We start from the raw sequence: 15885 nt of genomic DNA, 5'->3' as shown, positions 1-15885 counted from the left end.
ACGAGTGTCCCTGATCGCTTCAGACCACTTCCGCATCGTTGTCGGCCTCGGCAAGAGCGGCATGTCCCTGGTTCGCTTCCTGGCGAGCCGGGGCGTGGCGTTCGCCGTGGCCGACACGCGGGAAAATCCACCGGAGCTGGTCACGCTGCGCCGTGACTATCCGCACGTGGAAGTGCGTTGTGGCGAGCTGGATGTCGAGTTTCTGTGCCACGCCGACGAGCTCTACGTGAGCCCCGGCCTGGCGCTGGCGACACCGGCCCTGCAAGCAGCAGCGGCGCGTGGCGTGAAGCTGTCGGGCGATATTGACCTGTTTGCGCGGCACGCGAAGGCGCCGATCGTGGCCATCAGCGGCTCCAATGCAAAAAGCACCGTGACTACCCTGGTCGGGGAGATGGCCGTAGCGGCCGGCAAGCGTGTGGCCGTGGGCGGCAACCTCGGCGTGCCGGCCCTGGACTTGCTCAGCGACGACGTCGAGCTGTACGTGATGGAGCTGTCGAGCTTCCAGCTGGAAACCACCCACGACCTGGGCGCCGAAGTCGCCACCGTGCTGAACGTCAGCGAAGACCACATGGACCGCTACAGCGGCCTGCCGGCGTATCACCTGGCCAAACACCGGATCTTCCGCGGTGCCAGGCAGGTAGTGGTCAACCGTCAGGATGCCTTGAGCCGTCCGCTGATGGGCGAGGGCCTGCCGTGCTGGACCTTCGGTCTGGGCAAACCCGACTTCAAGGCCTTCGGTATCCGTGAAGAAAACGGCGAGAAATACCTGGCCTTCGAATTCCAGAACCTGATGCCGGTGCGCGAGCTGAAAATCCGCGGTGCGCATAACCAGTCCAACGCCCTGGCGGCACTGGCGCTCGGTCATGCCGTTGGCCTGCCGTTCGATGCCATGTTGTCGAGCCTGCGCACATTCGGTGGTCTTGAGCATCGCTGCCAGTGGGTTCGCGACCTGGATGGCGTCAGTTACTACAACGATTCCAAAGCGACCAACGTCGGTGCGGCGCTGGCGGCCATCGAAGGCCTCGGCGCCGATATCGAAGGCAAGCTGGTGCTGATTGCCGGCGGTGATGGCAAGGGCGCCGACTTCAAGGACCTCAAAGAGCCGGTCGCCGCACATTGCCGCGCCGTGGTGTTGATGGGCCGTGATTCGGACCTGATCGGTGCCGCCATTGGTGACACCGTGCCGCAGGTTCGCGTGACGTCCCTGGACGACGCCATTGCGCAATGCAGGGCCCTGGCCCAGCCGGGCGACGCGGTGTTGCTGTCGCCGGCCTGTGCCAGTTTCGACATGTTCAAGAACTACGAAGAGCGCGGCCAGTTGTTTGCCCGCGGCGTGGAGGCCTTGGCATGAGCATCAATTTCAGAAACATCATCAAGCCGTACCCGTCGCCGATCATCACCGGGCGTGGTATCGACCTCGACTTCCCAATGCTCGCCGGCTGCCTCGCGCTGCTGGGCCTGGGCCTGGTGATGATCACTTCGGCATCCTCCGAAGTTGCCGCTGTGCAGTCGGGCAACACCCTGTACATGATGATCCGTCACCTGGTGTACCTGGTGATCGGCCTCGGGGCCGGCGTTGTCACCATGATGATCCCCATCGCCACCTGGCAGCGCCTGGGTTGGATGATGCTGATTGGCGCGTTCGGCCTGCTGGTCATGGTGATCCTGCCCGGCATCGGTCGCGAGGTGAACGGTTCGATGCGCTGGATCGGCTTCGGTGCGTTCAACGTGCAGCCGTCGGAAATCGCCAAGGTGTTCGTGGTGATCTACCTCGCCGGCTACCTGGTACGTCGACAGAAAGAAGTGCGCGAAAGCTGGATGGGCTTCTTCAAGCCGTTCATCGTGCTGCTGCCGATGGCCGGCCTGTTGCTGATGGAACCCGACTTCGGCGCAACCGTGGTGATGATGGGCGCGGCGGCGGCGATGTTGTTCCTGGGCGGCGTGGGCCTGTTCCGCTTCACCTTGATGGTGGTGCTGGCGGTTGCGGCGGTGACGATTCTGGTCCAGGCGCAACCCTATCGTATGGCGCGTCTGATTACCTTTACCGACCCCTGGTCCGACCAGTTCGGTTCCGGCTACCAGTTGACCCAGGCGCTGATCGCCTTCGGTCGCGGCGAGTGGCTGGGCGTGGGCCTGGGTAACAGTGTGCAGAAGCAGTTCTACCTGCCGGAAGCGCATACCGACTTCGTATTCTCGGTGCTCGCCGAAGAGCTGGGCGTGGTGGGTTCGCTGTGCACCGTCGCGTTGTTCCTGTTTGTGTGCGTACGCGGCATGTACATCGGCTTGTGGGCCGAGAAGGCCAAACAGTTTTTCGCCGCCTATGTGGCGTACGGCTTGTCGTTCCTGTGGATCGGCCAGTTCCTGATCAACATCGGGGTGAACGTCGGCCTGCTGCCGACCAAGGGTCTGACCTTGCCGTTCCTCAGTTACGGCGGCAGTTCGTTGGTGATCTGCTGCGTGTGCCTGGGCTTGCTGCTGCGCATCGAGTGGGAGAGTCGAACCCACCTGGGCAGCGAAGAGATGGAGTTCAGCGAAAGCGACTTCGCCGAGGAGCCGTCTCATGGGCGCTAACGTGCTGATCATGGCGGGCGGTACCGGGGGCCATGTGTTCCCGGCCCTGGCTTGCGCCCGTGAATTCCAGAGCCGTGGCTACACCGTGCACTGGCTGGGTACGCCGCGTGGCATCGAGAACGACCTGGTGCCGAATGCCGGCCTGCCGTTGCATCTGATCAACGTCACCGGCCTGCGTGGCAAAAGCAAGCTGTCCCTGCTCAAGGCGCCGTTTGTGCTGCTCAAGGCGGTGTTCCAGGCGCGCAAGATCATCCGCGAACTGAAGCCGGTCTGTGTGCTCGGTTTTGGTGGTTACGTCACCGGCCCTGGCGGTGTTGCCGCCAGGCTCGCGGGTGTGCCGGTGATCGTGCACGAGCAGAACGCCGTCGCCGGCACCGCCAACCGCATGCTGGCGCCGTTGGCTGCGCGGGTGTGCGAGGCTTTCCCGCAGACCTTTGGTGTCTCGGACAAACTGCGTACCACCGGCAACCCGGTACGCACCGAACTGTTTATGGATATCGCGCGCCAGGCCCTAGTCGGGCGCAAGGCTCACCTGCTGATCCTGGGCGGAAGCCTGGGCTCCGAGCCGCTGAACAAGCTGCTGCCGGAAGCGGTGGCGCAACTCCCGGTGGAGCTGCGCCCGGAGATCTTCCATCAGGCCGGCAAGGATCATGGTGAAGTCACCGCCACGCGCTATCGCGAGGCGGGTGTAGAGGCGAACGTACAGCCCTTCATCAAAGACATGGCCCATGCCTATGGCTGGGCCGACCTGGTGGTCTGTCGCGCTGGTGCGCTGACCGTCAGTGAACTGGCCGCCGCCGGTCTGCCATCGTTGCTGGTGCCTTTGCCCCATGCCATCGACGATCACCAGACCCGCAACGCCGAATATTTGGCCGGGGAGGGCGCTGCCTTCCTGCTGCCGCAAAGAACGACTGGCGCCGCCGATTTGGCCGCACGCCTGACCGAGGTTTTGATGCAACCGGAACGACTCAGCAACATGGCGAGCACCGCAAGCCGCCTGGCCAAACCCGACGCTACCCGCACCGTGGTGGATATCTGCCTGGAGGTGGCCCATGGTTGAGAATCAGAAAGCCATGCCACAACCGGAGATGCGCCGCATCCGTCGTATCCACTTCGTCGGGATCGGCGGCGTGGGCATGTGCGGTATTGCCGAAGTGTTGCTGAACCTGGGTTACCAGGTCTCCGGTTCGGACTTGAAAGAGTCGCCGGTGACCGATCGCCTGAAGTCCTTCGGCGCACAGATCTTTATCGGCCATCGCGCCGAGAACGCCGCCGAGGCTGATGTACTGGTGGTTTCAAGTGCCGTGAACACCTCCAACCCGGAAGTGGCCACCGCCCTTGAACGGCGTATTCCGGTGGTACCACGCGCCGAGATGCTGGCCGAGCTGATGCGCTATCGCCATGGCATCGCCGTCGCCGGTACTCACGGCAAAACCACCACCACCAGCCTGATCGCCTCGGTATTCGCCGCCGGTGGCCTGGACCCGACGTTCGTGATTGGTGGCCGCCTGAATGCAGCCGGCACCAATGCACAGCTCGGCACCAGCCGCTACCTGATCGCCGAAGCCGACGAAAGTGATGCCAGCTTCCTGCACCTGCAACCGTTGGTGGCGGTGGTGACCAACATCGACGCGGACCACATGGCGACCTACGACGGCGACTTCAACAAGTTGAAGAAAACCTTCGTCGAGTTCCTGCACAACCTGCCGTTCTACGGTTTGGCCGTGGTGTGCCTGGACGATCCGGTCGTGCGTGAAATCCTGCCGCTGGTCAAGCGCCCGACCGTGACCTACGGCTTCAGCGAAGACGCGGATGTGCGCGCAATCAATGTGCGCCAGGAAGGCATGCAAACCTTCTTCACCGTGCTGCGTCCTGACCGTGAGCCGCTGGATGTCTCGGTCAACATGCCGGGCAACCACAACGTGCTCAACTCCCTGGCGACCATCTGCATTGCCACCGACGAGGGTGTCAGTGATGAAGCCATTGTCGAAGGCTTGTCGCGCTTTGCCGGTGTGGGCCGCCGCTTCCAGGTCTACGGCCAGTTGCCGGTAGACGGTGGCGACGTGATGCTGGTGGACGACTACGGCCACCACCCGACTGAAGTCGCGGCGGTGATCAAGGCCGTGCGCGGCGGTTGGCCGGAGCGCCGCCTGGTGATGGTCTACCAGCCGCATCGCTACAGCCGCACCCGCGACCTGTATGACGATTTCGTCAATGTATTGGCCGATGCCAACGTGCTGCTGTTGATGGAAGTCTACCCGGCCGGTGAAGAACCGATTCCGGGCGCCGACAGCCGCAAGTTGTGCAACAGCATCCGCCAGCGTGGCCAGTTGGACCCTATCTACATCGAGCGCGGCGTGGATCTGGCGCCGCTCGTCAAGCCGCTGTTGCGTGCCGGCGATATCCTGCTGTGCCAGGGCGCCGGCGACATCGGTGGCCTTGCCCCTAAATTGCTGGCGAGCCCGCTTTTCGCCGCTGCCGAAAAGGGGAAGTCGAAATGACCACTGACTACGGCTCCCTGTTTTCCAGAATTACCCCGGCCGACTTCGGCCGTGTAGCGGTGCTGTTCGGCGGCAAAAGCGCCGAGCGCGAAGTGTCGCTCAAATCCGGCAACGCCGTGCTCGAAGCCTTGCAAAGCGCCGGTGTGAATGCCTTCGGTATCGACGTGGGCGATGATTTCCTCGCCCGCCTGCAGGCCGAGAAGATCGACCGCGCCTTCATCATTCTCCACGGCCGTGGCGGTGAAGACGGCAGCATGCAGGGGCTGTTGGAGTGCGCGGGCATCCCTTACACCGGCAGCGGCATCCTCGCTTCCGCCTTGGCCATGGACAAGTTGCGCACCAAGCAGGTGTGGCACAGCCTGGGGATTCCAACCCCGCGTCACAGTGTTCTGTGCAGCGAAGACGATTGTATTTCCGCGGCCAAGGAACTGGGTCTGCCTTTGATCGTCAAACCTGCCCATGAAGGCTCCAGTATCGGCATGGCCAAAGTGAACTCGGCCGCCGAATTGATCGACGCATGGAAAGCGGCAAGTACCTACGATTCGCAAGTGTTGGTGGAACAGTGGATCCAAGGTCCCGAGTACACCATCGCCACCCTGCGTGGCCAGGTATTGCCGCCTATCGCATTGGGTACGCCCCACACCTTTTATGACTACGACGCCAAGTACCTGGCTTCCGATACCCAGTACCGGATTCCATGTGGCCTCGATTCAACCAAGGAACAGCAATTGATGGACCTCACGGCGAAAGCCTGTGAGGCACTGGGTATCGCCGGTTGGGCGCGGGCAGACGTGATGCAGGATGAGCAAGGGAATTTCTGGTTCCTGGAAGTCAACACTGCTCCCGGCATGACCGATCACAGCCTGGTACCTATGGCCGCCCGTGCCGCCGGTCTGGATTTCCAGCAGCTGGTGCTGGCGATCCTGGCCGCAAGCGTTGAGTCAAGAGGCTAAGAACATGAACGGCGCATCGCTTCGTCATCAGCCCCCACCCGTACCGAGCCGCAAGCCGGTGCCACGGGGTGCCAGCCGAATGGTGGCTAAAGAGCCGATGTCGGTGCGCTTGCCCAAGGCCAACTTTGGCTTCCTCAAGGCGCTGTTCTGGCCGGTGTTGCTGGTGGCGTTGGGTTTCGGCACCTACGAGGGCGCCCAGCGTCTGCTGCCGTATGCCGACCGACCGATTACCAAGGTCAGTGTGCAGGGCGACTTGAGCTACATCAGCCAGCAGGCGGTGCAGCAGCGCATCGGCCCGTACCTGGCGGCGAGCTTCTTCACCATCGACCTGGCCGGTATGCGCTCGGAGCTGGAACAGATGCCGTGGATCGCCCACGCCGAAGTCCGCCGTGTATGGCCGGACCAGGTGACGATCCGCCTGGAAGAGCAACTGCCCGTGGCCCGTTGGGGTGATGGCGCGTTGCTGAACAACCAGGGGCAGGCGTTTGCGCCTCGTGAAGTGGCCAACTATGAGCACCTGCCGCAGCTGTTCGGGCCGCAGCGGGCGCAACAGCAAGTGATGCAGCAGTACCAGGCGTTGAGCCAGATGCTGCGGCCGCTGGGCTTCTCCATTGCACGCCTGGAATTGCGTGAGCGGGGCAGCTGGTTTTTGACGACCGGGGCAGGCAGTTCCGGCCCGGGCATCGAGTTGTTGCTGGGACGCGACCGCTTGGTGGAGAAGATGCGCCGCTTTATTGCCATCTATGACAAAACCTTGAAAGAACAGATTACGAACATTGCGAGCGTCGACCTGCGTTACGCCAACGGCCTGGCCGTCGGCTGGCGTACACCGGCTGCGCCCACGGCAGCACAACCCGCTGTCGCGAAGAATTAAGAAGAGGCAGGACCCATGGCAAACGTGCAAAGCGGCAAAATGATCGTCGGTCTCGATATCGGCACCTCCAAGGTGGTGGCGCTGGTGGGCGAGGTCGGGGAAGACGGCACGATCGAAATCGTCGGTATTGGCACGCATCCGTCCCGGGGCCTCAAGAAGGGCGTGGTGGTCAACATCGAGTCCACCGTGCAATCGATCCAGCGCGCCATCGAAGAAGCGCAGCTGATGGCCGGTTGCCGGATTCACTCGGCGTTCGTCGGCGTTGCCGGTAACCACATCCGCAGCTTGAACTCCCACGGCATCGTGGCGATCCGCGACCGCGAAGTCAGTTCGGCCGACCTCGAGCGCGTCCTCGACGCCGCCCAGGCCGTGGCCATCCCGGCTGACCAGCGCGTCCTGCACACCCTGCCGCAGGACTATGTGATCGACAACCAGGAAGGTGTTCGCGAGCCCCTGGGCATGTCGGGCGTACGTCTGGAGGCCAAGGTCCACGTGGTGACCTGCGCCGTCAACGCCGCTCAGAACATTGAAAAATGCGTGCGCCGCTGCGGCCTGGAAATCGACGACATCATTCTCGAGCAACTGGCTTCGGCCTACTCGGTACTGACCGACGACGAAAAAGAACTGGGCGTGTGCCTGGTGGACATCGGTGGCGGCACCACCGACATCGCGATCTTCACCGAAGGCGCGATCCGTCACACCGCCGTGATCCCGATTGCGGGCGACCAGGTGACCAACGACATCGCCATGGCGTTGCGGACACCGACCCAGTACGCCGAAGAAATCAAGATTCGCTACGCCTGTGCCCTGGCCAAGCTGGCCGGTGCCGGTGAAACCATCAAGGTTCCAAGTGTCGGCGACCGCCCACCGCGCGAACTGTCGCGCCAGGCCCTGGCCGAAGTGGTCGAGCCACGCTACGACGAACTGTTCACCCTGATCCAGGCGGAACTGCGCCGCAGTGGCTACGAAGATCTGATCCCGGCCGGCATCGTGCTGACCGGTGGTACTTCGAAAATGGAAGGCGCGGTCGAACTGGCCGAGGAAATCTTCCACATGCCGGTGCGCCTGGGCGTGCCTCATGGCGTGAAGGGCCTGGGCGACGTGGTGCGCAACCCGATTTATTCCACTGGCGTGGGCTTGCTGTTGTACGGGCTGCAAAAGCAGACCGACGGCATTTCCCTGTCGGGCCCGAGCATTCGTGACAGCTACCGCAGCGACGACGATGAGAAAGCGCCGTTGCTGGACCGGATCAAAAGCTGGGTGCAAGGCAACTTCTAACGATTTACCGCAACACCGCAACACCGTTCCAAGCAGTAGGCGAAAAAACTAGAGAAAATGAAAGGAGAGGGAACATGTTCGAACTCGTAGACAACATCCCCGCAAGCCCGGTCATCAAAGTGATCGGTGTCGGCGGTGGCGGCGGCAACGCTGTCAACCATATGGTCAAGAGCAACATTGAAGGCGTTGAGTTCATTTGCGCCAACACTGATGCCCAAGCGCTGAAAAGTATCGGTGCGCGGACCATCCTGCAATTGGGCACAGCCGTGACCAAGGGCCTCGGCGCCGGCGCCAACCCGGAAGTCGGCCGTCAAGCCGCTCTGGAAGACCGCGAGCGTATTGCCGAAGTGCTGCAAGGCACCAACATGGTGTTCATCACCACCGGCATGGGCGGCGGTACCGGTACCGGTGCTGCGCCGATCATTGCCGAAGTGGCCAAGGAAATGGGCATTCTGACCGTCGCTGTGGTGACCCGTCCGTTCCCGTTCGAAGGCCGCAAGCGCATGCAGATCGCCGACGAAGGTATCCGTCTGCTGTCTGAAAGCGTCGACTCGTTGATCACCATTCCCAACGAGAAGCTGCTGACTATCCTGGGTAAAGACGCCAGCCTGCTGTCGGCTTTCGCCAAGGCTGACGATGTATTGGCCGGTGCCGTTCGCGGTATCTCCGACATCATCAAGCGCCCAGGCATGATCAACGTCGACTTTGCCGACGTGCGTACCGTGATGAGCGAAATGGGCATGGCGATGATGGGCACTGGCTGCGCCAGCGGTCCGAACCGTGCACGCGAAGCCACTGAAGCGGCCATCCGCAACCCGTTGCTGGAAGACGTGAACCTGCAAGGCGCGCGCGGCATCCTGGTGAACATCACCGCAGGTCCTGACCTGTCCCTGGGCGAATACTCCGACGTGGGTAGCATCATCGAAGCCTTCGCTTCCGAGCACGCCATGGTCAAGGTCGGCACCGTTATCGATCCGGACATGCGTGATGAGCTGCACGTGACCGTGGTTGCTACCGGCCTGGGTGCAAAAATCGAGAAGCCTGTGAAGGTCATCGACAACACCTTGCACAACAGCCAGGCCAGCCAGCCAGCTGCGGCTCCAGCGCCCGTGCGTCAGGAACAGCCGTCGGTGAACTACCGTGATCTGGACCGTCCGACCGTGATGCGCAACCAGGCCCAGGCCGGTGCTGCGGCGTCCCGTAGCCTGAATCCGCAAGATGATCTGGACTACCTGGACATCCCGGCATTCTTGCGTCGTCAGGCCGATTAATGGAATGTATCAGGGCTATGAAGGTGATTGGTGTTCAGCAAAGGTCTGGTCTGGTATTATCGCCAGCCTTTGTTGATACCAGTTCGCAATTTGCGCTGAAGCGGTCCAATCCATGATTAAACAACGCACCCTGAAGAATATTATCCGTGCAACAGGTGTAGGTCTGCACTCCGGGGAGAAGGTATACCTGACCCTCAAACCTGCACCTGTCGACACCGGCATCGTGTTTGTTCGTGCCGACCTGGACCCTGTGGTGCAGATTCCTGCTCGCGCGGAAAACGTTGGCGAAACCACTATGTCGACCACATTGGTCAATGGTGACGTCAAAGTGGATACGGTGGAGCACTTGCTCTCGGCCATGGCTGGCCTGGGCATCGATAACGCCTACGTCGAGCTCTCCGCGTCCGAAGTCCCGATCATGGATGGCAGCGCTGGACCCTTCGTATTCTTGATTCAATCTGCCGGCCTGGAAGAACAGGACGCAGCCAAGAAGTTCATTCGTATTCTGCGGGAAGTGACAGTAGAAGACGGCGACAAGCGCGCCACCTTCGTCCCGTTCGAAGGCTTTAAAGTGAGCTTTGAGATCGATTTCGATCACCCGGTATTCCGTGACCGCACCCAAAGTGCAAGCGTGGATTTTTCCAGTACTTCGTTCGTAAAAGAAGTCAGCCGCGCGCGTACCTTTGGTTTCATGAGTGACATCGAGTACCTGCGCAAGCACAACCTCGCACTCGGCGGTAGCGTTGAAAACGCCATTGTGGTCGACGCGGATGGTGTACTGAACGAAGACGGCCTTCGCTATGAAGACGAATTCGTGAAGCACAAGATCCTCGATGCAATCGGTGACCTCTACCTGCTGGGCAACAGCCTGATAGGTGAGTTCAAAGGCTTCAAGTCGGGCCACGCCCTTAACAACCAGCTGCTGCGCAAGTTGATTGAGCAGACAGACGCTTGGGAAGTCGTGACCTTCGAAGATGCCAGCACCGCACCGATCTCTTACATGCGTCCCGTTGCGGCGGTGTAAGTAACAACTCTCTTTCTTTAGTTTTGAAAGGCCACCTTCGGGTGGCCTTTTTTTTTATTCGCTCATTGCTATCCGGTTACGGCCCGAGTACTTGGCCTCATACAACGCCTGATCCGCACTGAGCAATAACGTCTCCAGGGACATGTGGCTGTGTTTGTCCCAGGTGCTCATGCCGATGCTCACGGTAATCGGCTGCTCGGCGCCGGGCACCAGTGGCAAGTGTTCGACACTGCTGCGGATATGTTCGGCGATCACCCAGGCGCCTTTGACGTCGGTGTGCGGCAGCACCACCGCAAACTCTTCTCCACCGTAGCGCGCGGCCAGGTCTGCCGGGCGCCGGATGTTGTCGCTGATTACCTGGGCAACCGTGCGCAGTGCCTCGTCGCCACCGTGATGGCCGTGGCGGTCGTTGAATGCCTTGAAGTGATCGACATCGATCATCAGCAGCGTCAGCGGCTCGGTCGAGCGTTGTGCGCGGTCCCATTCCAGTTGCAGGCGTTGGTCGAGCACACGGCGGTTGGCCAGGCCGGTCAGGGCGTCGGTGGCGGCCAACTCCGACAGCACTTGTTCGGCGCGATAGCGGCGGCGCAGTTCGCGACGCAGCATCCAGGTCAGCCATAACAAACCGATGCACAGTACACCGGTGGCACCACTGGTCAGCAACGCGGCACGTTTCCAGGGGGCGAACACATCCTCGCTGGACAGGGCCACCACCACGATCAGCGGCAGGTCGCCCACGTTGGTGAATGTATATAGGCGCTCTATCCCGGTGAGGGTAGAGACTGCCTGGAAGCTGCCTTCGCCTTCGCGCAGCATGCGCTTGAAGTTGGGGCGATCACTCAGGTCTTTGTCGATCATGTCGCGTTCCAGCAACGGCTGCTGGGCCAGGAGAATGCCGCGGCTGCTCAGCAGATTCACGGAGCTGCCACTGCCGATGGCGAGGCGATTGAACAATTGATCGAAATACGCCAGGCGCATGGTCGCCACCGCCACCCCGGCAAATTCGCCATTGGGCCCGGATACGCGGCGGCTGAATGCGATACGCCACACTTGCTCGCAGTCGCAGTGGATCTTGAACGGGCGGCTGATAAACAGCCCGGCGTCGGGGTTCTGTTGCTGCACCAGGAAGTAGTCGCGATCAGCAAAGTTGCGCCGTGTCGGATGCAGGGTAGAGGAGTCGGCAATCACCGCACCATTGGCATCCAGTAGCAGTACTTCGCCTTTGAAGGGCGCCGCGTTGGATTGATCAAACTGCACCAGGTGCCGGATGTCCGCAGGCACCGACGTCAAGTCCTTGTACGAGGTGGCCGCGATCAGACCCTGCAATGCCAGATCGTAGAGTTCGACGTTGCGCAGCACATCGGCGTTGATCAACTGGGCGATGTTGGTGGTCATGCGCTTGGCCGCCTGCAGGGTGCTGGCGTGTTCACGGCTCAGCAGCGCCGTGACGATCACCACGATCAGGATTACGGTCAGGCTGCTGCCCAAAAGCAGCAACAGTTCCGAACGAACGGGCAGTTTACGAGTGCGGGGTTGTCTCATCGCGCAGACTTCAACAGGTAGATACTGGCAGTTTAGTTCTGCGCGATGAAAATTAAATCATTGGTTAATAAGAAAAGTTTGTTGATCAGAACACATTGATCGGGTAGTCCACGATCACGCGGTATTCATCCACATCCCGGTCTACCGCCGAGTAGCCATTGCCCCCACGGTTGGTCGCCCATTGCAGGCGCACGGCCAGGTTCTTGGCCTTGCCGCCCTGTACCACGTATTTGAGGTCGATGTCGCGTTCCCAGTGCTTGGCGTCCTTACCGTCAGCGCTATACCAGGCGCTGTAGCCACGGCTGTTGGGGTCGACCTTGGTCAGGTCGGTCTTGCCGCTGATGTACGAGACGGCTGAGGTCAGGCCAGGCAGACCGAGGCCGGCAAAATCATAAGCGTACTTGAGCTTCCACGAGCGCTCGCCAGGTCCGTTGAAGTCCGAGTATTGCTGGGAGTTATCCAGGTAAATGCTGTCGCCTTGGGTGATGTAGTCGAATGGCGTGTTGCCGTTGACCCGTTGGTAGGCGGCGGTGACGCTGTGATGGCCGATGCCCACGGTCAGGTGCAGGCTGTAGGTGTTGTTGTCGATGCTGCCCAGCAACGATTGCCCGGTGTCCTGGGTGTGATAGTAGTGCAGGCCAGGGTTGAGGCTGACCAGGTCGTTCAGCGTGTAGGTGTAGTCCAGGTCGTAGTAGTACTGATGCCAGACGTCCTTGAGTTCGGACGCGTATAGATTGCTGGTGAGGCCCGCAACACCGCTGAACGATACGCCGGCCCAGTTCAGGTGTCGGCTGTCGGTGTGGTCCGGCAGGGTGCCGTAGCTGGTGCCGATACGGCGGTGGCCGCTCTGGTTGTAGAGCTTGGTGAAACTGGCCTGGCCGCCTTCGATCATCCAACCGTCGAAACTGTGGTTGACCAGGCTCACGCCACGGAAGGTCTGCGGCAACATGCGGGTCATGCCGCCAGCGATTACCGGGTTGTTGAGCAACAGGTCACCGGCTTTCAGCTCGGTATCGAAAGCGCGCATTTTCAAGGTGCCGCCGGCGGTGGAAAACGAGCCGGGGGCTTTGCCGTTGCCGCTGCCATAAGGAAGGATGCTGGAACCGTCGGTGCCACCACCGCCGTCAAGCTTGAGGCCGAGCATGGCATTGAGGTCCAGGCCGAATCCGACCGTGCCTTGGGTGTAACCGGACTCGAAGGTGCCGATAAAACCCTGGCCCCACTCCTTGCTGTCATCGGTGTGAATGTCGCGACGGTCGCGGTTCATGTAGTAGTTGCGGGTGTTGATGTTGAGGTGCGAGCCTTCGACGAAACCGTCGGCGGAGGTCGGGTCGGCGGCGTGGGCGAGAGAGGTGATCGTTGCTGCAATAGCGATGAATAACGGGGTGAATGTCAGCGAGGTTTTCACCGGTGAAGCTCCTTTGGTCAATCATTGACGGCCAATGTCGTAGGGGATGCCTGGCCTTTTTTTACGGCAAAAAAAAGCCGCTGAAGTCAGCGGCTTTAAGACGAATTCCCAGTGTAGAGCCCTGGAAATAAGTCGAGGGAAATTCGGGTGAGCGGGAAGCTGTCGTTGCCATCGCGCTCATCGATGCGTCAAAGTAACGCAGGTGAGCGGTGCGATACAGAGTGTAACAAGATAATGACTGTTGCCAAAACCGCAACAGTTTGGCCTGGCTGATGTGTTTGGTTTCAAGTGTGGGAGGGGGCTTGCTCCCGATAACAGAGTGTCAGTCGCTACATTTGTGACTGATGCACCGCTATCGGGAGCAAGCCACCTCCCACATTTGCCGGCGGATTCAGATTGGCAGGGTGATGCCAAAGGTGTTGCCGCCACCCTCACTGCGTACAAACACATCCCCTCCATGCATCAGCGCAATCGCCTTGACAATGGCCAGCCCCAATCCATGGTTCGCTCCGCTGTTGCTGCGCGACGCATCCACCCGATAAAAACGTTCGAACAAGCGTGGCAAATGCTCGCCGGCAATCTCATCGCCAGGGTTGGTCACGCTGATTGTCACCTGATGCGCCTGCTGTTCAATGCTCACGTCGATGACCTGCCCCGGCGCGGTGTGCTGCACGGCATTGCTCAGCAGGTTGATCAGCGCACGGCGCAGGTGGGCCTTTTCGATCTGGACCAAGGCGTCGCCACGGACCTGCACTTTGACCTGGGCATCTTCGAGGATGAAGTCCAGGTAATCGAGGGTGGTGGCCACCTCATCGGCCAGTGAGCTTTCAATCAGCTTGGTCGCCTTGCTGCCCTGATCGGCACTGGCCAGGAACAGCATGTCATTGATGATTGAACGCAGGCGTTCCAGCTCTTCAAGGTTCGATTGCAGGACCTCGAAGTAATGCTCTGCCGAGCGCCCCCGTGTCAGCGCGACCTGGGTCTGGCCGATCAGGTTGGTCAGCGGCGAACGCAGCTCGTGCGCCACGTCGGCGTTGAACGATTCCAGACGTGAGTAGGCTTGTTCCACCCGGTCCAGGGTGGAGTTGAACGAGTTGACGAATTGGCTCAGTTCCGGCGGCAGCGGCGACAACTGCAGCCGCCCGGAGAGTTTGGGTGGCGCAAGCTTCTGCGCTTCGTCCGAGAGCTTGCCCAAGGGTTTGAGCCCGATGCGCGAGACCCAGAATCCCAGCAGAGCCGCCAGCACTACGCCGACAAAGGCCAGGCCGATCAGGGCCATCAACAGCTGGTGCTGGGTGGCGCGGAAGTTCTCGGTGTCGATGGCAATCAGGAAGCGCAAGGGCGGGCGTTGTTCTTTGGCCGGAAACTGGCTCACCAGCACTTTGAACGGATATTCATGCCCCGGCAGACGCAGGTCGCGCTTGCCGGTGGGGCCGGCGGCGAAGGCGCGAGTCCGTGCATCCGGCTCACCGTATTCATACTGAGAGTCGCTGCTGACCACCCAAAATCGGATGCGTTTGTCTTCCTCACCCAGCAGCTTGAGTTTGGCGGTGATCTTCGCCCAATGCTCCGGCGTACCGAAGCGTGTCACCGAAGACTCCAGCACGCTGTAGCGGGCATCCAGCTCGGCGCCGGGCAGCAAGCCCAGGCCACGGTCCACTTGCTGGTACAGCGCGCCGCCGATCAGCACGAAGATCAGCAGCGCGACCAGGGTGAACATGCCGCTCAGGCGCAGGGCGATCGAGTTAGCGGCCACTTGGGTTCTCCAGCACACGGCTTTCCAGCACATAACCCATGCCGCGAATGGTGTGCAGCAGTTTCTCCTCGAACGGCCCGTCGAGCTTGGCGCGCAGGCGTTTGATGGCAACTTCCACCACGTTGGCGTCACTGTCGAAGTTGATGTCCCAGACCATTTCCGCAATGGCGGTCTTGGACAGGATTTCGCCCTGGCGTCGCGCCAATACACTGAGCAGCGAGAACTCTTTCGCCGTCAGGTCCAGGCGCACGCCATTACGGCTGGCCTTGCGGCTGATCAGGTCGATCCACAGGTCGGCGACGGTGACCTGCACCGGCTCATGCCCGCCACTGCGGCGGGTCAACGCTTGCAGGCGCGCCACCAGTTCCAGGAACGAAAACGGTTTGCCCAAATAGTCATCGGCGCCTTCGCGCAGGCCACGAATACGGTCCTCCACGCGCTCGCGGGCGGTGAGCATGATCACCGGCGTCTGCTTGCGCGCGCGCAATGCGCGCAACACGCCGAAGCCGTCGAGGCCGGGCAGCATCACATCGAGCACGATCACTGCGTAGTCATTTTCCAGCGCCAGGTGCAAACCCTCGACACCTTCGCGTGCCACATCGACGGTGTAGCCTTGCTCGGTCAAGCCACGGTGCAGGTAGTCCGCGGTTTTCTCTTCATCTTCAACAATCAGAACGCGCATGAGCCGTTTGCTCCAGGACGGGCCT

General features: G+C 61.1%; 13 protein-coding genes. 9 read left to right on the top strand and 4 right to left on the bottom strand.

What is annotated here, in order from left to right; all coding sequences use genetic code 11:
• The first annotated feature begins 4 nt into the window (after positions 1-4).
• The 9 genes from murD (at position 5) to lpxC (ending at position 10472) form a co-directional block, all read left to right on the top strand.
• Positions 5-1351, top strand: coding sequence for a UDP-N-acetylmuramoyl-L-alanine--D-glutamate ligase (murD, locus tag MJP36_RS25275; RefSeq protein ID WP_244384303.1), 1347 nt, complete (start codon positions 5-7; stop codon positions 1349-1351).
• Positions 1348-2571 carry a putative lipid II flippase FtsW gene (gene ftsW / locus MJP36_RS25270; protein ID WP_060753911.1) on the top strand — a complete coding sequence of 408 codons (1224 nt, stop codon included), beginning with the start codon at positions 1348-1350 and terminating at the stop codon, positions 2569-2571. Before murD ends, ftsW begins: the two co-directional genes overlap by 4 nt.
• Positions 2561-3631 carry an undecaprenyldiphospho-muramoylpentapeptide beta-N-acetylglucosaminyltransferase gene (murG, locus tag MJP36_RS25265; protein ID WP_244384302.1) on the top strand — a complete coding sequence of 357 codons (1071 nt, stop codon included), beginning with the start codon at positions 2561-2563 and terminating at the stop codon, positions 3629-3631. The genes ftsW and murG overlap by 11 nt, the downstream gene beginning before the upstream one ends.
• Positions 3624-5072, top strand: a complete 1449-nt coding sequence (gene murC, locus MJP36_RS25260; RefSeq protein WP_060753909.1) for a UDP-N-acetylmuramate--L-alanine ligase — start codon at positions 3624-3626, stop codon at positions 5070-5072. Before murG ends, murC begins: the two co-directional genes overlap by 8 nt.
• A complete protein-coding gene (locus MJP36_RS25255) occupies positions 5069-6025 on the top strand; it encodes a D-alanine--D-alanine ligase (RefSeq protein ID WP_060753908.1) in 957 nt (318 codons plus the stop codon). The genes murC and MJP36_RS25255 overlap by 4 nt, the downstream gene beginning before the upstream one ends.
• A 4-nt stretch (positions 6026-6029) precedes the next feature.
• On the top strand, positions 6030-6899 hold the full coding sequence (locus MJP36_RS25250; RefSeq protein ID WP_060753907.1) for a cell division protein FtsQ/DivIB: 870 nt from the start codon (positions 6030-6032) through the stop codon (positions 6897-6899).
• Between the two features lie 15 nt (positions 6900-6914).
• On the top strand, positions 6915-8177 hold the full coding sequence (gene ftsA, locus MJP36_RS25245; protein ID WP_060753906.1) for a cell division protein FtsA: 1263 nt from the start codon (positions 6915-6917) through the stop codon (positions 8175-8177).
• Positions 8178-8251: 74 nt separating this feature from the next.
• Positions 8252-9448 (top strand): cell division protein FtsZ, encoded by a 1197-nt coding sequence (gene ftsZ, locus MJP36_RS25240; RefSeq protein WP_060753905.1) that lies wholly within the window; start codon positions 8252-8254, stop codon positions 9446-9448.
• A 112-nt stretch (positions 9449-9560) separates the two neighbouring features.
• Positions 9561-10472 (top strand): UDP-3-O-acyl-N-acetylglucosamine deacetylase, encoded by a 912-nt coding sequence (gene lpxC, locus MJP36_RS25235; protein WP_003171886.1) that lies wholly within the window; start codon positions 9561-9563, stop codon positions 10470-10472.
• Positions 10473-10526: 54 nt separating this feature from the next.
• Here lpxC and MJP36_RS25230 read toward each other — a convergent pair whose 3' ends face one another.
• The 4 genes from MJP36_RS25230 to MJP36_RS25215 all read right to left on the bottom strand — a co-directional run bounded on the left by MJP36_RS25230 (position 10527) and on the right by MJP36_RS25215 (position 15860).
• A complete protein-coding gene (locus MJP36_RS25230; protein WP_244384301.1) occupies positions 10527-12014 on the bottom strand; it encodes a GGDEF domain-containing protein in 1488 nt (495 codons plus the stop codon).
• An 85-nt stretch (positions 12015-12099) separates the two neighbouring features.
• Complete coding sequence (locus MJP36_RS25225; protein ID WP_244384300.1) at positions 12100-13422, bottom strand: OprD family porin; 1323 nt, start codon at positions 13420-13422, stop codon at positions 12100-12102.
• A 391-nt stretch (positions 13423-13813) separates the two neighbouring features.
• Positions 13814-15178 (bottom strand): heavy metal sensor histidine kinase, encoded by a 1365-nt coding sequence (locus tag MJP36_RS25220; protein WP_244384299.1) that lies wholly within the window; start codon positions 15176-15178, stop codon positions 13814-13816.
• A complete protein-coding gene (locus MJP36_RS25215) occupies positions 15168-15860 on the bottom strand; it encodes a heavy metal response regulator transcription factor (RefSeq protein WP_060753901.1) in 693 nt (230 codons plus the stop codon). Before MJP36_RS25215 ends, MJP36_RS25220 begins: the two co-directional genes overlap by 11 nt.
• Positions 15861-15885: the final 25 nt, after the last annotated feature.

Source organism: Pseudomonas palleroniana (assembly GCF_022836895.1).
Lineage (GTDB): Bacteria > Pseudomonadota > Gammaproteobacteria > Pseudomonadales > Pseudomonadaceae > Aquipseudomonas > Aquipseudomonas palleroniana.
The sequence above is the reverse complement of the archived record's forward strand: the minus strand, read 5'-3'. Positions and strand labels throughout refer to the sequence as shown.

What these genes read in the sequence shown, in the direction of transcription:
- ftsW (WP_060753911.1), top strand. Translation starts at nt 1,348, where the DNA reads ATGAGCATCAATTTCAGAAACATCATCAAGCCGTACCCGTCGCCGATC.
- murG (WP_244384302.1), top strand. Translation starts at nt 2,561, where the DNA reads ATGGGCGCTAACGTGCTGATCATGGCGGGCGGTACCGGGGGCCATGTG.
- murC (WP_060753909.1), top strand. Translation starts at nt 3,624, where the DNA reads ATGGTTGAGAATCAGAAAGCCATGCCACAACCGGAGATGCGCCGCATC.
- MJP36_RS25255 (WP_060753908.1), top strand. Translation starts at nt 5,069, where the DNA reads ATGACCACTGACTACGGCTCCCTGTTTTCCAGAATTACCCCGGCCGAC.
- MJP36_RS25250 (WP_060753907.1), top strand. Translation starts at nt 6,030, where the DNA reads ATGAACGGCGCATCGCTTCGTCATCAGCCCCCACCCGTACCGAGCCGC.
- ftsA (WP_060753906.1), top strand. Translation starts at nt 6,915, where the DNA reads ATGGCAAACGTGCAAAGCGGCAAAATGATCGTCGGTCTCGATATCGGC.
- ftsZ (WP_060753905.1), top strand. Translation starts at nt 8,252, where the DNA reads ATGTTCGAACTCGTAGACAACATCCCCGCAAGCCCGGTCATCAAAGTG.
- lpxC (WP_003171886.1), top strand. Translation starts at nt 9,561, where the DNA reads ATGATTAAACAACGCACCCTGAAGAATATTATCCGTGCAACAGGTGTA.
- MJP36_RS25230 (WP_244384301.1), bottom strand. Translation starts at nt 12,014, where the DNA reads ATGAGACAACCCCGCACTCGTAAACTGCCCGTTCGTTCGGAACTGTTG.
- MJP36_RS25215 (WP_060753901.1), bottom strand. Translation starts at nt 15,860, where the DNA reads ATGCGCGTTCTGATTGTTGAAGATGAAGAGAAAACCGCGGACTACCTG.